Here is a 19,654-nt window from a genome sequence, read left to right on the forward strand (position 1 = left end):
GTCTTAGCCGCTGGTGCAGCCGGAGCTGCTGGTTGAGCAGGAGTTGCTGGAACTTCTGGCTTAGCTGGCGTTTCTGGCGTTACCGGTGTTGGCGTCGTGTAGACAACCGGCGTATCAACTGTTGGATGATCCGGCGTTACTGTCGTAACGTTTGGTGTCATTCCTGGAATTGTTGGTACTGGTTCGTTTGGTACAACCTTGGTTGGGTCTGTTGGATCATTAGTGTATGGCACAACTGGTACATTTGGAATTGGGTTGCCGTTTGGATCAACCGGAACAATGTTACCAACCTTGGTGTAGGTTACGGTATCTTCAATATTACGTTGAACTGCTTCCTTGGCTGGTACATTAGCCTTGTCCGCAACGTAACCGTTAATTACCGATACCTTAACTTCGCTGTAGCTGTCCTTATCAGAAGTCCAGTTTTCATTAGGGTTAAGGATTTCGCCAGTAACCTTATCAATGATCAATGTCCGGGTCCATGTTGAAGTTTGAACATTATCATCACGCATCTTGTTCCCGTGGTTATCCACGAAGTGAACGGTCGATGTGTAGTCCTTCGTGTAGTTGTCCTTTGCTGGCCACTTTGGACCGTTTGGTTCATCAGGGTTAACTGGTGTTCCTGGTTCATGTGGGTTGTTTGGACCGACGGGAGCATGACCGTGCTTCAAGACGACTGTGAAGACTTGGTTAACGTCTGAATTGTCGTCAAACGTTGCGTTGGCTGGGAAGCCATCGGTTACTAATTCGTACCCTTGAGCTTCAAGTTCCTTGATCGTTGCTGCGGTACTGTAGTCGATCTTTTCGCCCGGCTTACCAACTAAGCTGCCAGATGTCGCAATTACCTTGTTGTTCTCATCTTGGTCAATGTAGTTAACAATGGCCTTTTGATCATCAGCCGGCTTTGGATTTACGGTATCTGGAATGTACTTAACTGGCGTATCAACACCTGGATCAGTTGGGGTAACCGTTGGTACTTGTGGCGTGTAGCCAGGAATTGTTGGTACCGGTTCGTTTGGTGTTACCTTTGATGGATCCGTTGGATCAGTTGGATATTGCGGGTTAGGTACATTTGGAATTGGGTTGCCCTCAGGATCAACTGGGATAATCTTACCGTTTGGTGCATAAGTTACCGTTGCTTCTTGGTCGTCCATCGTTACCTGCTGGCCGTCAACTTGCGTCCGGTCTGCATGGTAGCCATTAACAACCGGAGTCTTAACGTTGTCGTAGCTATCCTTGTTGCTTACCCATTCAGTTGAGCTAATGATATTGCCAGTAACGTTGTCGACAGTAATGGTCCGCGTCCAGCGAGCGTTTTGCACGTTATCGGCTGGGTTGTTATTACCAGCGCCAACGTAGTGAACCGTAAACTTAACATCCTTGAGGTAGTCAACGTCTTCATTGGTTACCTTTGGCCCGTCTGGGTAGTTAGGGTTGATTGGTTCACCCGGCGTACCTGGCTTGTCTGGTTCAAAGGTCGTGGTACCGTGCTTCATGGTAATTGTGAAGTGTTGGTCAGTATTAGCATCATCATCAAAAATTTGGTTAACATCAAAGTCAGAACCAACATACTCATAGCCCATATTTTCAAGAGCATTAATTGATTCGCCATAACCGCTAAAGCTGATCTTATCGTTTTCAATTCCATCAGCATTAAACTTAGTTGTTACACCCTTAACAACGATTTGCTTATTGCCGTTATCCTGGTCAATGATTGTTAAGTCCGCTTTTTGAATTTGGTGATAAACAACTTCAGTCACAACGTTGGGATTATCAATAGTTGCTGTTAATCCACCAGCAGTCTTAACTGTCGCAACGTAGCCATCAATTACGGGAACATTAATTGTCCCAAATTTGTGGCTAGTTTCATTCCACGAACCTGCAGTAATTGTTTTACCAGTTACAGCATCAACAACATCTGGCGTCCGCGTAAATTCACTAGTTTGAACGTTGTTTTCACGGAGCGTGTTACCATTTTCATCAACAAACTTGATAGTTTGTGATGCTGGAATGTTTTGTTCATTCTTGTTAACAGTCCCGTTCGCTTCATATTTAACAGTCACATCATAATTACTATCGTCATGATTCAATGCAATTTCCTTAACATTAGAACCATCTGCATCCCGACTAACGGAGATAACATGCATCCCCTCAATCGCTGGTGATTGGACAGCTTGGACTTCTTGTGCTGGTGTCCAAGTCAATTCACCGGGACCAGTAATCTTGCCGTCAGTAACTGTGACTAACTTACCAGTTACCTTGTCAACTGTACCATCAGCGGTAAAGTTAACGGTTTGCTTTACTGGTTCAGCTACCTGTTGACCATCTTGAGCATTTACGTAATTAATTGTCCGTGTAATATCTTTTTGAAGATCAGTCTTGCGATAACCCGCGCCTGGATGATCAGGGTTAACTGGTGCCGTTCCATGCTTCATCGTGATCGTGAAGTGTTGGTCAGTATTAGCATCATCGTCAAAAGTCTGGTTAATATCAAAATCCGAACCAACGTATTCGTAGCCCATACTTTCGAGCGCATTAATCGAATCCGTATAGCCATTAAAGCTAATCTTAGTATCCACGGTTCCATCCGCGTTAAACTTAGTTGTTACTCCCTTAACAACGATTTGCTTATTATCATTATCTTGGTCAACAATTGTTAAATCTGCCTTTTGAACTTGGTTGTAAACAACGGGCGTATCCTCACCAGGGTCAGTTGGCGTTACCGTTGGCTGACTTGGTACCTATCCTGGAATATCAGGAACTGGTTCGTTTGGTGTTACCGTTGTTGGATCAGTTGGTTCTGTTGGATACTGTGGAGTTGGCGCATCAGGAATCGGCTTACCTGATGGGTCAACTGGCACAATCTTACCGTTTGGCGCGTAAGTTACAGTTGTTTCGATATCATCTTGAGTAACAGCTGTTGCCGGTACATTAGCCTTATCTGCATGGAAACCATCAATCACTGGCGTATCAACTTGATCATAAGCGGTCTTTTGTCCTGGCACAATTGACCACTCAGTATCATATTGACCATCTTGAACAAGTTCATGAGTAACATTATCAATAGTCAAAGTCCGCGACCATTGAGATGTTTGCACATTGTCCGCAGGTGTTTTAGCTTCAGCACCAACATAGTGAACGGTTGCCTTAACATCCTTTATGTAGGATGTTGGATCAACATTCTTGTCAGGATGTTGCGGATTTACTGGTGATTGGCCATGATTAAAGTGCACTTCAAATACATTTGACCCATCAGCATACTTAGTGCCAGGCTTGAACCCATCACTCACTAATGTATAGCCTTGCTCCTCGTAATTTGCGATAGAATCCTTCGTTGAATAATCAATTTCATCGCCCACGTAACCAGTTAAATCATCAGCCTTTAATTGCTTCCCGGTCACATCGTCAATGTACTTAACTTGAGCAGTTGCATCCTTCGCATATTCAAAGGTCACAATATAGTTATATGGTGTAAATTGACCATGGTCAGCACCGTAAGTTGTCCGTAAAGTGTAACCATCAAACGTCTTAGGCGTAGCATGCCATTCCCCAGCAGAGTACCAATTCTTAGCTTCGTTAATTCCACCGTTAGTTTGATCTGGATTATTAACATTAAACGCAATTGTTTCGCTATCTGCTAACTTATTACCCTGTTCATCAATAAATTTAACCGTCACAGGCTTATTAGGAATCAAGTTAATTGCCGTTTGAGCTTCATTCCAGTTATAGTAATCGGTATTTTTATGATAGTTAAAGGTCCCCATGTAGGTGTAGCCTTTGTTGTTATACTTTGCGATCAGGTTATTCATTTTCGCTTCAATGTCACCATTATCATGTTCATAAGTCAAGCCTTGAACACCGGAAACAGTAAACATATCATTAGGATCAATCGTACTCCATTCCGGACCAAAGTATTCTCCATATTGGGCACCTGATCCCTTATGACTGTCCTTCGGGTTAGGATTATCCATAATCTTCTTATACTTGAAGGTGTGGATCTGGTAGTTAAGATTACCCTTTGATTGAACATTATTATAAGTATCTTCAAAAGTTGGCTGGTCGTCTAATTGGTAACCAGGAATATCAATTGCCCGCAACACAAACTTTGAAGTTGCAACATTAGTCTTATCACCATGAAGATAGGCATAACTAGCAGTTGTAGATGTATTAGCACCAACAGATGAAGTTGAGAGCACTTCACCGCTATCTTCATCAACGTAACGTACAAGGATCGGCGAAATCGGTGCATACTCGAGGGTAATATCGACATCTTTATCCTTGATTTTACCCATGTTGCCATCCATGATGAAGTTTTCTGCCAGGATATCAGGATTTAATAATTTATAACCAATTGGCGGCATCCCAAATGAGTAAAGGGTAGTACCTGTTTTCCCTTCTTCAGTGAAAATACCATTATTTCTAAAGTTATAGTTAAATGAAGCGGAGTATGTTACTGGTGTAGCGCCCGTTGTAACATCGACTGCCTTAACGCTAACTTTATAAACTTGGTTAACATTTTCATTGGCTGCTGTTGATGAAGCAGTCTTTTGTGTCGCTAAATTTTGGACACTGATTGCATTAGCTGCGGCAGGAGTTGTTGTCGGGACAAACGTTTCGGTTTTAGGAGCTTGCGCAATATCTGACGCAGCACTTATTGGCGATGACGTTGCACTACTTGTAGTAACAGCTGAGTGCTGATTAGCAGCAGTGCTTGCCGTATTAGCCGTTGCGGATGCATTACTGCTCATTGCAGCTGAAACTGCACTATTAACCGTCGCTTCATACCCGCTCGCAACTGGTGTTTCAACGTTGCCGGCAGGATTGACAGCTTCTGCTTGCACATCTTTGGCCGCATTGGCTGCTGTAGCTTGCTTCATCGTGGCAGTATTTGCTGATGAAACGACTAAGTTATGGTCAGTTTGTTCAGCGCCATCGCTAGCAGACCCAGAAGCAGAATTTGCATCAGTAGTATCGGCAGAAGCAGTCCCAGCAAAGGTAACCCCTAAAAGGACCGAAGCAACCCCAACAGTTAATTTTTTGATAGCAAACCGTTGCTCTTTGGGTTCATTTTTCTTTATTTGTTCTTGTAAATTTTTGCGAGAAAGCATTATCGTTTATCCCCCTTAATCAATGGATAAGTAAATTGTTATGTGTAATTAAGAGCTCCCATAACTTGTTGTCACTATCTAATATAAAGGTTTAATTTTAAAAGGCAATAAGCTCACACCGCATTTGGTTATCATTTGCTAACCGCAAAATACGTTAAACCTTGATAAGTCAATAATTGAGAAGTGAAGATATTATACTATTTTCCTTAAAAAAGTTTAAAACACATGAAAAACTTTTCATTTATACCCATATATATTTTTTTATTTTAAAATCCAACTAGCCCATTCTTCCATCTGCATCAAGTCCTTATAAAACAAGCATTTAAGGTTATTAAATTGTCAATACCTAGATTGGTTTAGCCAAAAATTAACTATCCATTCGCTAAATATAAATTTTCTTCATCGTTATATTTGATTAAAACTGAAAATTTCTAATCAATAGAATGGTTATACAACTTTAGATGCAGCCATAAAATTATTAATATTATTATAACAAGGCATTTAAATTAAATGCTGATAAGTCACTATGCAAAAAAGCCCTACAGCCGAAACTGTAGAGCTTTTTCTTAATGCAGCAAGTTGCTTGCGATGAATCAGTTAAGTCATGCCTTCCATTGCATCGTGTTAAGCCATAGCAATTAACTCAACTTGTTGCATCATTAGTTGTCTGTCCGAACATAAATTTTATTAATCTTCTTTGCGACGCTTCTTTCCTAAGCCAACGAGGCCCGTCAAACCAAGAGCAGCAAGTCCGAGAACTTCGGCACTCTTGTTTGCTTCATTACCAGTTTGTGGTAACTTCTTAGCTTCAGACTTAGCAGCTGGTTGTTGTGCAGCAGTTTGCTTCATTGCAGGCGTTTGTGTCTCTGTAGGAGCAACTGGTGTACTTTCAGCTGGTGTTACTGGTTGTTGTGGCGTTTGTGGAGTTACCTTGTTGCCATTCTCACCATCATTGTCACCAGGAGTTGCTGGAGTAGTTGGTGTTACCTTATTAGGAGTTTCACCGTCATTACCTCCAGGGTTACCTGGAGTTGCAGGTTGCTCAGGAGTTACCGGTGTAGAAGCAGGTGTGTAGATAACTGTTTCAACGGTATCCTTATTTGGATCTGGTTGTGGAGCGTTAACTACATCCTTGTCAGCTTGGTAACCGTTAACTACTGGCGTATTAACATCACTGTAGCTGTCATCAGTCGTCCATGGGGTTGTACTAATGATTTCGCCAGTTACGCCATCAACTGAAACGTGACGGTGCCATTGAACTGTTTCAACATGGTCAGCAGGGTTCTTATCACCCGCACCAACATAGTGAACAGTAAAGGTCGTCTTCTTTTGCGTAGCGTACTTACCATTTTCATCATCGCCACCGTGTGGAGTTTGAGGAGTAAAGGTTTGTTCGCTGTGCTTCAAGTGAACAGTGAAGTTATTGTCGCCATCAGTGAAGTTTTCATTACCATCCTTAAAGTCATTGGATACAAGTTCGTAACCCTTGCTTTCAAAGCCAGCAATCTTATCAGCTGTTGTGTAGCTAATCTTGTCACCGACTTTACCACTGAAGTTATCAGTCGTAATCGTCTTACCAGTAGTGTCATCAATGTAAGTTACCTTACCTTGAACTGTAGCTGGTGTTACTGGAGTGTAAACCACTGGAGTATCTTCGCCCGGCTTATCAGGTGTTACCGTTGGAACTTCTGGAGTATAACCCGGAACAGTTGGTACTGGTTCATTTGGCGTTACCTTAGCTGGGTCATTAGGGTCAGTTGGGTATTGTGGAGTTGGTACATCTGGAATTGGGTTACCATTTGGATCAACTGGCACAATCTTACCATTTGGCGTGTAGGTTACAACAACTGTGTAATCACTGTCGCCGTGGTTGACTGTAACCTTAGCAACATTGTTACCATCCTTATCCCGACTAACGTTTGTTACATGGTAACCGTCAACTACTGGTGTGTTTTGACCACTTAAGTCACCGTTACCAGTCCAAGTAATTTGTGTTACCCACTTACCAGTAACATTGTCAATGACGCCGGTACCAGTAAAGTGCGCAGTCTGTTCAACTGGGTCGTGGAGTTGATTACCATTGTTATCAACATAGGTAATTGTCCGCGTTACATTCTTCGTTACTTGATCAGATCCAGCTGGGTATTGTGGACCAGTTGGGTCATTAGGGTTGATTGGTTGACCTGGCTTACCTGGGTTTTCAGGGGTAATCGGTGTTGTTGTATGTTCAACGTAGATTACGATGTTTTGATCACCCTTCGTAATTTCAGTTGGGATCGTTACATCTGAGTTAACAATCTTGTAACCCTTGTTAGTGAGTGAAGTAAACGTACCAGTCTTGTCATAACTGAATCCAGTTCCGACATTTTGACTACCACTGGTCTTGCCATATTCTGGTAAGTCAGTATTGTCAGTTACATCATGAACGGTAATTGTAATTGAACCTTTGTCTTGGGTTGGCGTTGGCTTGGTGTAAGGTACCTTAGTATCACCAGTTGGTGTATCTGGAGTTACGTTTGGCACATTAGTTGTCCAGCCAGGAACGTCTGGCGTAGGTTCGTTTGGCGTTACCTTTGTTGGATCAGTTGGATCATTGTGGTATCCAGGTGTTGGTGCATCCGGAATTGGGTTGCCAGATGGATCAACTGGGATAATCTTACCGATCTTGTGGTAAACAATGGTAATTTCCTTATCTGCATCACCCGGCGTTGCAGTTTGACCTTCGTATGTCTTTTGTTCTGCAACGTAACCGTCAATTACTGGGGCATTAGCATTAGCGTACTTGTGACTATCAGCATTCCAAGTGCCAGTCTTGCCAGACTTCGTAAAGACGAATGTGTCATTAGTATTATCATCACGTAACTTAGCGTTGTTGTTATCACCATCAACGTAGTGAACGATTTGCTTACCAACAACTGTTTGGTCGGCTGGAGTTGGCGTTGGTGTTACTGGGTTCTTAGCGTAGTTAATGGTAATTACAATATTGCCACTAGTATGGTTAATTGTCTTACCAGCAACCGCACCCGTAGTACTGTTAATGTCACCGAGGTCTTCGTTTGAAGCAGCAATGTTAGTAATGTGGTAACCATCAGTTTGTGGTCCGGCTACTTCATCAAATGAACCTTCATCAGTGTTGCCACCCTTGACTGTCCAAGTCATACCATTTGCATTACCAGTAATCTTGCCGTCTTGATCAACAGTTACCCATTGACCAGTTACCTTGTCAAGAACACCATTGGCGGTAAATGTAAGACTCTTTTCAATCGATGGAATGTTGAGGCCATCACCAACGTAATTAATCGTCCGTGTAATAGTCTTAGTTAATTGTGCTGGCTGTGTGCCATCTGGGTACTTAGGACCATCTGGATCATTTGGATTAATTGGCATGTTAGGCGTCTTTGGCCCTGGCTGATCTGGGTTTACCGGAACAGTATCGTGAACAAAGTCAACTTCGTAAGTTACAGTACCATTCGTGTAAGTTACAGTACCTGTTGGGTAGCCATCACTCACAAGCTTGTAACCTTGGTTAGTGTACTTAGTGATTGTGTCCTTTGTACTGTAGTTTACATTAGAACCTTCATTACCAGTTGAAGTCCGAGTTTCAAGGGTCTTACCAGTTGTTTGATCAACATAGTTAACGACTACCGTACCCTTTTGAACAGGCGTTGGCGTTACTGGCTTCTTAGCCAAAGTAATTACTACCGTACTGTTTTGACTAGCTGGGGTAATGGTTTCACCAGCTACCACACCGTTAGTCATATCAACATTCGCATTAGTGTTATTTTCACTTACGCGAACAATGTTGTAGTTCGTAGTGTCGATTGACTTAGTTGCATCAAAGTTGTGGTTTTCAGCGTTCCAAGTAATGTGACCTGCACCAGTGATCTTGCCGTTTTCAACTGTTACCAATTGACCAGTTACAAGATCAACAACTCCATTACCGTTAAAGGTAAATGTTTGATGTACCGGTGTAGCAGCTTGACTACCATCTTCGTAAACGTATGTTACATCACGCGTTACAGTCTTAGTTAAGTCTTGTGGTACAAAGTTGTCAGGAATCTTGTGTGGGTTCGTTGGGTCCTTGGGATTTGGAACTTCTTGACCTGGCTTACCTGGGTTTTCAGGGGTAATTGGGGTCGTTGCATGTACCAAGTGAACTTCAAACTTGTTATCGCCTTGCTTGAAGGTTTCATTGCCATCGTTGAAGTTGTTTGATACTAGGTCATAACCCTTGTTGGTGTAGTTAGTAATTCTGTCAGCCGTCGTGTAGTTGATCTTGTCACCGACATTACCGCCAAAGGTTGCATTTTCAAGTTCTTGACCAGTAGTGTCATCGATGTAAACAATTGAGCCTTGAGCAGCTACCGGTGTTTCTGGCGACTTGGTCAAAGTAATAACAATCGTACTATTTTGACTATTTGGATTTACAGTCTCACTAGCAACTGCCGTCCCATCAACCTTAGCAATCGTACCAGTTTCCGTGATATTTGATACATAGTAACCGGTATGATCGATTGCTGCTACAGTATCAAAGTTTTGTGCTTCATGATCCCAAGTGATCTTGCCACGTTGATCAATAATGTTGCCACCTTTATCAACGTTAACCAAATTACCAGTTACTAAGTCAATTGTTCCTTGACCCTTGAAGTTTACAGTTTGTACTGCATCAGCGTGGGCTGAAGTACCATCAGCGTATTGGTATTTAACCGTCCGAGTAATGGTCTTCTCAAGGTCAGTCTTAGCCAAGTTAGGGTTGCTTGGTGTTGGTGTATTTGGCTTAGTTGGATCAACTGGCTTATCTGGGTCAGCCGGATTTTCTGGAGTTACAGGACGAGTACCATGCTTAACGTGAATGGTTACGACCGTGTTACCCTTAGTAATCTTATCTGGAATCGTACCGTCAGTTGAAACATATACATACCCCTTGTCTTCAAGCTTAGTCAAATCGCTATCTGACTTGTAAGTTACATCAGTACCAACATTTTCGTTACCAGTTTGAGTACCGTAGCCTGAAATGTCATGACCTTCAGTATCATCGTGGAAGATAACAGTTAAGCTACCCTTTTCGATAGGTGTTGGGGTTACAGGTTTCTTAGCTAAAGTAATTACTACTGTACTATTTGAACTAGTTGGAGTTACGCCTTCCTTAGCTACGACACCGTTAGTCATATCAACACTTGCATTAGTGTTGCTTTCACTTACCCGAACAATGTTGTAGTTTGTAGTGTCGATTGACTTAGTTGCACCGAAGTCTTGGTTTTCGTTGTCCCAAGTTGTCTTAGTTGCACCAGTTACCTTATCAGTAGTTGTCTTACCTGTGAAGTTTACCTTTTGGTTTACTGGAGTATCTGCTTGACTGCCGTCTTCGTATACGTAAGTTACGTCACGAGTTACAGTCTTCGTTACATCCTTAGTATCAGTTACATGAGTAAAGTGAACTTCAAACTTGTTCTCACCTTGCTTGAAGGTTTCGTTACCATCAGTGAAGTTGTTTGATACAAGCTTGTAACCCTTGTTGGTGTAGTTAGTAATTCTGTCAGCCGTCGTGTAGTTGATCTTATCACCGACACTACCGCCGAAGGTTGCACTTTCAAGAGTGTTGCCTGTGGTGTCATCGATATAAGTGATTGAACCATTGGCTGGTACTGGAGTTACTGGAGTCTTGGCATAAACAACTGTGATCTTTGAACTTGGCGTATCCTTGCTTACTGTTTGAGCAGTTACAGCACCAGTCTTGGTATCAACAGTGAAGCCTGAAATTCCGCTACCAGTTACAGAAACTACGTGGTAACCTTCTGCAGTCTTAGCATCGATTGCCTTGAAGCTTTGATCCTTATCTGGAGTCCAAGTTAGGCCTTGAGCTAAACCAGTGATCTTACCGTTTTCAACAGTTACCCATTTGCCAGTTACGTTGTCTAAGTAACCTGAACCTTGGAACTTAGTTTCTTGATGTTCAGGAGTTAAGCCTGACATTTCCTTGCCTTGTTCGTCAACGTAATTTACGTCACGAGTAATTGTACGGTCTAAGTAATCCTTAGTGTAACCGTCCTTATCATCTGGATGGTCAGGGTTTACTGGCGTAGTACCGTGAACTAAGTTGATTACCCACTTTTGACTGATACCACTCTTGTCATCAGTGTTGTCGTAGTTACCGAATTGGATACCGGCGTAATCAGTAGCACTTAAGTTAGCACCGTTGTAAGTTGCGCCATCCCAAACGTAGCCCTTACCTAACAAGTCTTGAATACGTTGTGCAGCATCATTGAAGCTAATTGCGTCACCTTCAAGACCTGGTTGCGTGTAGCTACCCAATTGCATTTCTTGACCTGGAGTTACGTCTTGGATTACTAATTGAGCATTTTGTTGGGTCTTAGCTGGCGTTACATCCTTAGTCAAGTAGATAGCGAATTCTTGGTTACTGTTGTTTTCGTTTGCAAAGTTACCGAAGTTCAATTCGCTGTATGACTTACCAATCATTTCCTTGTTGTTGGTTACGTCTTGAGCATGGTCGAACTTGTAGCCGTTGTTAAGATAAGCAGCAACAATTTCACTTGCTTGACCGAAGTTAATTGCCGTGCCCTTTTCACCAGTTATGCTTGCAGTACCGACAGATTTACCATTTGCGTAAATTGTCAAACCAGCCTTGTGGCTTTCAACAGGGTTTGCCTTGTAGTAAACAGTAGCTTCAACATTGCCGTGGTTGTAAGCAACATTAGTGATTTCCTTAATGTCGTTGCCATCAGCTAAGTCACTTGGCGTGGTCTTAGCAGCATCAATAGCGTAACCACCAATTGTAGGTGAAGTTACCTTAGCAAGAGTTGTTGGGTTTGACCATACGAAGTCGCTGTCCTTAGCGGTGCTGATGTCCTTTTCATTGTTTACATTGTAGTCATAAGTAATCTGACCATTTTCAACACTCTTAATTGCGAGCATCTTACCAGTTACCTTGTCGACCTTACCTTGAGCCTTAAACGTAAGAGTGTTGGTGTAGTCAGTTGCGACTGGCTTGTTAGTAGCTTCGTCTACGTAGTGAACAGTTTCAGTTACAGTTCTAGTCAAATCAGTTCTGCCGTAAGCATTTTCTGGGTTGATTGGCGTGTAATCATGTTCAAGGTAAACGTAGAAGTCTTGGTCAAATCCTGGTTGATCGTCAAACTTCCATTGACTTGAAATAGTATCGTAGTCAGCACCTTCGCCACCATCGGTTACAACACCGCTCTTTTCAGTGTGCTTGATGCTGTTAACCTTGTAACCGGCCTTAATCAATGAATCAACCGTCGTATTTGCACCATTGAAGTTGATGGCAGCATTATCATCGCCTTGATCAGCGAAAGTACCAATTTCCTTGTTACCATCGTTGATATCAATGATGTGCAACTTAGCATTTTCAGCTTGTGGCTTTTCGTCTGGAGCATAAGTTACCGTTACTGTGTAATCCGAACCAGTGTGAGCAATTGGTGTAGCAGCAACATCATTACCGTTAGCGTCTCGATCAATGCTGACTACATGGTAGCCCGGAATCTTCGGCGTAGTCTTAGCACCAAATGTTTGATCAGGTGACCAAGTAAGTTGCTTGCTCCATTTACCAGTTACACGGTCGATTTCACCACTTGCCGTGAAGTGTACTGGTTGCTGTACAGATTCAGGAGTGTATTCACCTGCACCCTTGTATTGAATGGTACGAGTGATGGTCTTTTCGAGATCATCCTTAGTAGTGCCAGTTGGGTACTTAGGTTGCTTGTCTTCAGGACGTGGATCGTTAGGGTTGATCTTGTCACCTGGAGTACCTGGGTTTTCTGGCGTTACTGGAACGTAAGTGTGAACCAAGTGTACTTCGAAGTTATTCTTTGAAGCGTCCACATTAAATGTTTCCTTACCATCAGTGAAGTTGTTAGAAACTAACTTGTAACCTTCATTTTCGTAAGTGCTGATCTTGTCTTGAGTCGTGTAATCAATGTTGGCATTGACGTTACCGTTAAGAGGATCAGTCTTCAAACTTTGACCAGTAGTGTCATCAATGTAAACTACCTTACCAGTTGTCGTTTCTGGAGTTGGAGCTTCATCCTTAGCGTACTTAACAGTGACAGTGTAGTCTGCACCATCATGACCGATCGTTGCACTATCAACGTTCTTGCCATCTTTACTGTCCTTGTCAACACTTACTACGTGGTAACCTGGAATTTCTGGGCTATTCTTTTGGCCGAATGTTTCAGTTTCAGATGACCAAGTAAGTGGAGTAGTCCATTCGCCAGTTACCTTGTCAAGAACACCGCTTGCCGTAAAGTGTACTGGTTGCTCAACATCACTAGGAGTGTATTGATCAGCGCCTTCGTAGTGAATTGTCCGTGTGATGGTCTTGTCGATTGAAGCCTTGTCAGTTCCAGTTGGGTACTTAGGGCCGTTTGGATCTAGATCATTAGGATTGATTGGTTGATCTGGCTTACCTGGAGTTGATGGGTTTACTGGTTGAGTACCGTGCTTTACGTGAATGGTTACAGTAGTTGTACCCTTAACGATTGAAGCAGGGATATTGCCATCAGTTGATACGTAAACGTAACCCTTGTTCTCAAGGTTAGTCAAATCAGTGTTTGGACTGTAAGTTACATTTGTACCAACATCTTGTGAACCAGTATCAGTACCAACACCGCTCAAGTCCTTATTATCAGTATCATCGTGGAACTTAACGATTAAGTTACCCTTTTCAGCAACTACTGGGCTGTACTTAACGACAACATTGATATCTTGACTGCTGTGGTTAATGCCAGTGTAGCTCTTAACATTGCCGTTACCATCATCAGCACCAGCAGTTACAACTTGGGAAGTGTAACCATCGATGTGCTTAGTTGGTACTAAGTCAAAGCTACCATTATCCTTGGTACCATCAACGATTGTCCAAGTAATGCCCTTCGTTTGGTCTGCTAATTCCTTACCATTGGCATCAGTCCATTTACCAGTTACCTTGTCTAAGTAACCTGAACCTTGGAAGTTAAGCGTAGTCTTTACTGGACTTGGAGTTTGATCACCAGCACCTTCGTAAGTTACGGTACGGGTTACTTCTTCAGTTAAGTTTTCCTTAGTAGTACCAGATGGATACTTAGGACCTTCTGGGTTTGGATCGTTAGGGTTAATCTTGTCGCCCGGAGTTCCTGGAGTAGTTGGGTTTACTGGTTGGATGCCATGCTTAAAGGTTACGTAGAAGGTTTGAGTATTGTCGTTAACATTGTCAAAGCTTGGCTTAGTACCATTTGGATCGAAACCGTTTGTTACTAATACGTAGCCTTGTTTTTCATATTCTGCAATCTTATCGGCAGTACTGTAATTAATTGCATCCCCTGCTTGACCAGTTAATTGATCACTTTGTCCTAAATCAACAGGATGAGCAGGATCATTTACGTCTTGGTAAACAACTAACGCATTTTGTTGGTCTGGAGTTGGGGCATCCTTAGTGTAAACAACATTTACGACTTGGTTGACACCACGTTCTGGAGTAGTAAATTTTACAGTCTTAGTACCTGGAGTGTAACCAGTTACTTCTGGTGAATCAACATCGGTGAATGTATCCTTGTCTGTCTTCCAAGTACCTTCCTTTACAATTGCACCAGTTACTTGATCAACTGTGTTATTTCTAGTCCAGTTAATAGTTTGAGTTTCACTATCATCTGGAGCCTTAGTACCATCTGCCATGATGTAGTGAACATGAGCAGTAGTAGTAGCAGTTTCGGTCTTGTCACCAGTTGCGTGCTTCAAGTAAATCTTGAAACTTTGGTTAGTCTTAGAATCATTGTCAAAGCTTGGATAAGTGAAGCCGTCAGTTGCATCCCCGCTCATACCTTGACCTTCAGATTTTTCAAAGGTGTAACCATGGTTCAAGTAAGATTGAAGTTGATCGTTTGAACCATCGAAGCTAATTTGCTTACCTGATTCGCCACCTGCGGAGTAAGTTGCTAATACACGTTGGTTTTGCGGATCATTATCATCAATAATTTGTAAATCAGCCGCTTGAGCTGAACGGTTGTAAACAACAGTTACGCGTTGGTTTACATTACGTTCTGGAGTATTAAACTGAACAGTTTCAAGACTTGGAGTATAACCATCTTTAGAAAGGTCTGGTGAAACTACATTGCTAAATGCATCCTTATCAGTCTTCCAAGTACCTTCCTTAGTTACTTGACCGGTTACCTTATCAACTGTGTTAGTTCTAGTGTAAGTAATAGTTTGAAGATCACTATCTGCTGGTGCAGCTACACCGTGATCAGCTACTTCATAGTGAACTTGAGCAGTTGCCTTAGCAGTTTCAGTCACGTCTTTAGTGTCGTGAATTAAGTAGATCTTAAAGTCTTGAGCAGTATTACCGTAAGTTGGGTAAGTGTAACCACTTTGCGCATCCCCACTAAGGTTACCAGCGGTCTTTTGAACCTTGTAACCTTGGTTCAAGTAGCTTTGAAGGATTTCATTTGAGTTAGCGAAAGTAATTTGATCTTCACTCTTACCTTCGTTACCGAATGAAGCTAATTGCTTAGGTGCATTAGCATCATTGTTATCAATGATTTCAAGGGTTGCCTTTTGCGTAACTTCTGGCGTCTTGTTCTTAGTGTAAGTTACCGTTACGTCGTTAACCTTTTGACCTGGGTAAACTGTCATGCTACCAACAGTCTTAATGTCAACGTTGTCGTAACCGACTGCACTAGGATCCTTAGAAGCAACTGAGTCCATGTTTTGGCTAGCAGGCATCCAAGCACGGTTTTCATCAGTAGTTGTTACCACTGGAGTAGTAGTATCAGCGTTAGTGTCGTAGCCAAGAACCTGGCCGGTTACCTTATCAACAACAGCATGACGTTCAAAGTTAACTGTTTGTGTGTAAGTATTCTGACCGTCTGGGGCACCGTTAACGTCAACAGTTTGACCGTTTTCGTTGATTCCCTTGTAGTTAATGGTCCGCGTTACTGATTGTTGTAAGTCAGCCTTAGTTAAACCATCTGGGTAAGCTGGTGGGTTATTCCGTGGGTCATTAGGGTTGATCTTGTCGCCAGGGTTTTGTGGCTTGTCTGGAGTTACCAGAACAGTTGCGTGACCGTAGTAAACATTAACTACCGCATCCTTAGTGGCAGAAGTTACATTTACTTGATCTGCTTGGGCAAGGTCAGGAGCAGTGTAGCCAGCATTTTGTAAATCTGGTGAAACTACTTGATCCCATGAACCAGTATTCCAGCCGTCACCAGCAGACTTAGTGAAGGTCTTACCATCATTAGAAATAGTACCGTAACCCATATCTTGACCAGTTGAAGATACAACATGCGTACGCTTCAAAGTTACCGTTTGAGTAGTTGGGTTACCAGCAATTAAATCGCTCGGAATCTTGGCACCAGTTACCTTGTCATAGTAATTAATAGTACGAGTTACATCACGGGTTTCTTCAGTACCAGTGTAAGTTGGTGCTTCTGGCGTCTTAGGATTGTAAGTAACCGTGGTATTAGGATTTGTATTTGGATCTGGAGTTGGTGCAGGAACATTGCTTCTGTCTGGAGTGTAGCCTTCCAGATTTGGCGTTGGCACATCAGTGTAGTGATCTGGAGTAGTCCAGTTGCCAGTTGGGGTAAATGTACCAGTTACCTTGTCCTTAGTACCAGGTTGAGTCCAAGTAATCGTTTCAGTGTGGTCTGCAGGTGGAGTTGTTTTACCATCTGAAACAACATAGTGAACAGTTGAAGTTGTATTCTTAGTTTGAGTTGCGTTTTCAGTATCGTGAACTAAGTACAACTTGAAGTGTTGGTCACTTGCAGCATTATTGTCGAAGTTATCGTAAGTGATTTGACCGTATGAACTTGGGTTCGAAGTTACATTTTGGTCATTAACAAAGCTGTCAATCTTGTAACCCTTAGCAATCAAGTCAGCCACGTAATTTGCCGCACCGCTGAATGAAATTTGAGTACCAGCCTTGCCGCTGTTGTCAAAGTTGTTAAGTTGCTTGTTGTTATCAGTCTTATCGTAAACAATCAAGTCAGCCTTTTGAGCAACTTCTGGGTTTGGATTATAAACAACTGTTACTACTTGATCACGATTTGGTTGTGGAGTAGTAAAGTTAGCCACGGCTTGGTCTGGCGTGTAATTAGTAAGGTTAGGTGAAGTTACACTAGTAAAGCCGCTCTTGTCTGGAGTCCAAGTTCCTTCAGTAGTAGCACCAGTTACCTTGTCAGTAGTGTTAGTTTTAGTCCAATTGATTGTTTGCGTTGGACTATCTGCTGGAGCAGCTGGCTTGTTAGCTTCATTACCTGCTACAACATAGTGAACGTGAGCATTAGTAGTAGCCGTCTCGGTCTTAGTATCAGTACCGTGAACTAAGTAAATGTTAAAGCTTTGAACATTGCCATCAATACTGTCAAAGTTACCAAAGTTAATGTTTGATGCCGTCCCAATTGAGTTGCCATTAGCATCAGTTGCACTATCAAAGACGTAGCCTGAATTTAAGTAAGCTTGAAGAGTTTGTGGCTCACCATCAAAGCTAATTGCACTACCCTTGATACCATTATTATTGTCAAAAGTAGATAATTGCTTATTTGCAGTCTTGTCGTAAATAGTAACCTGAGCTTTTTGTGGAGTATCTGGGGTCTTAGCATCTGGAGTGTAAACAACCGTTACGTCGATGTCACCAGAAGTTGGATTTACAGTAACAGCATTAGCACTACCATCAGCATTTGCATTTACGTTTCCAGTAATGTGGTAGCCAACTACTGGTTGACCAGCAACTTGAGCTAAAGTGCCACTTGCAGGAGTCCAAACAGTATCACCAGTTTTGCCAGTTACTAAGTCCTTAGTAGCAGTTCCAGTAAAGCTTACAGTTTGGTCAGCTTGTGGCGTTAAGTGGCTTTCTGGAGTAGTTCCATCTGTAAAGATATAGTGGAAACGCCGAGTTACATCTTGCTTAGTTGTAACTGCTTGAGTTTGGTGACCGTAGTAAACGTCGTAAACGAGGTCTTTAGAAGTTGGGGTTATCTCATCCCTTTGAACAACGCTTGCGCTAGTACCATCTCTAAATTCTGGAGCAGTGTAGTTGTATGCAGATAAATCAGGGGATTTATGAGCATCAAAGCTAGAGCTTCCAACTTCACCCAAAGAAGTGTGCCAATCTTGGCTCTTGAAACCTTTACCGTCAGCGTTAATCGTTCCGTAACCCGCAACTGCACCATTAGCATCTAATACTTGAGTACGAGTGAAAGTAATTGGAGTATCACTGTATGGGTTAGTTGAAATTACATTACTTGGAATCTTTTCACCAGTTACCTTGTCATAGTAATTAATTGTACGGTGAACAGTAACTGATTCTTCTTTACCTTGATGATAAGTTGGCGTATCTGGCGTCTTATTCTTGAAGTGAACAACGAAGGTTTGCGTTGTACTATCATCAGAATCGTAAACTGGGAACTTAACGTTAGTAAAGCCATCTGAAGCTGAACCATTAGTTACATCAGTACCAGTAGTACCGTTATAAACATAAGTCTTTTCAAGACTAGTTACTGTAGATGAGGCATTGGAGAAAGCAATCGTATCACCACTTTGACCTGTAACATCTTGAGCAGGACTTAAAGTTGCTCCTGTATCATCATTAACGAAAGTGATTTTTGCCTTTTGTTCGTTACCTTCTTCTGGTACATAAAGAAAGATCAAATCTGCAGCTGAGGCATTATTTGAATTGTACCATTGTAAGGTATCACCACTTGTAGCTGTTTTAGGTGCTACATTAGTTTTAGAAACTGGATTTACACCGCCGTAACGACTTTGCGTTAACTTAAATGTCCACTTACCATTACTATCATCCATTTCAGGTGTGTAAACATTTAAATCGACAGTACCATCTTGCTTAACTCGCTGAGCAATAAAGACATTTCCGATACCACCGTGAACAGTATTAGTGATGCTAATATCTCCTACTCTTCCGCTATTAGAAAGATTACCTTTGAGTTTAACACCTAAAAGATCAGAAGCTTTAATATCAACGCCATTATTAGTTGCTAAGACACTATCCTTCTTTAAGTCGCTACTGTCATAAACTCCATCTGCATTACGAACTACTAACTTATATGTCTTGCTACCAACAGTAATCGTTGATGGAGCGGCATTGCTAGCATCATAATTAGTAGTAGATAAAACTTGATCAGTTTCTTTTTCTGCTAATTTTTCACCAGTAGTAGCATCCACATACCATAAGTGCTGCTTAACAAAACCTGGAACATCGCCACCAACACTTTGCCAATCTCCAGGATTATCTTTATTCCAATTATCGACTAAAGTTTTAGCTCCTTGATAAATAGTAAAGGTAGCACCACTATTAACTACTGAGCCATTAGCACCCTTAACATCAATTCTTTGAACTTCACTAAGACCTGCTTTATTAAGATTGGCTCTGTCTGTTGCGGTTAATTTAGATGAGGTAGCATAGTCACTAGTTACCATATCATAAGTTCCACCTTGATAATGGGAACCCGCAATAACGCCATTAGTAATATATTGCTTACTTGTGCCAGAGTTTTGACCAACCGTCATCAACAAAC

The 19,654-nt window shown here is 42.1% G+C and carries 1 protein-coding gene and 1 pseudogene; both read right to left on the reverse strand.

Annotation, left to right across the window (positions count from 1 at the left end; all coding sequences use genetic code 11):
• A pseudogene (locus DTK66_RS11210) lies at positions 1 to 5,108 on the reverse strand (mucin-binding protein); the annotation flags it as partial.
• A gap of 687 nt (positions 5,109 to 5,795) precedes the next feature.
• Positions 5,796 to 19,646 carry a mucin-binding protein gene (locus DTK66_RS06695; protein ID WP_225209029.1) on the reverse strand — a complete coding sequence of 4,617 codons (13,851 nt, stop codon included), beginning with the start codon at positions 19,644 to 19,646 and terminating at the stop codon, positions 5,796 to 5,798.
• Between the last annotated feature and the right edge of the window lie 8 nt (positions 19,647 to 19,654).

Origin of the sequence: Limosilactobacillus walteri (genome assembly GCF_014830205.1) — a bacterium.
Taxonomy (GTDB): domain Bacteria; phylum Bacillota; class Bacilli; order Lactobacillales; family Lactobacillaceae; genus Limosilactobacillus; species Limosilactobacillus walteri.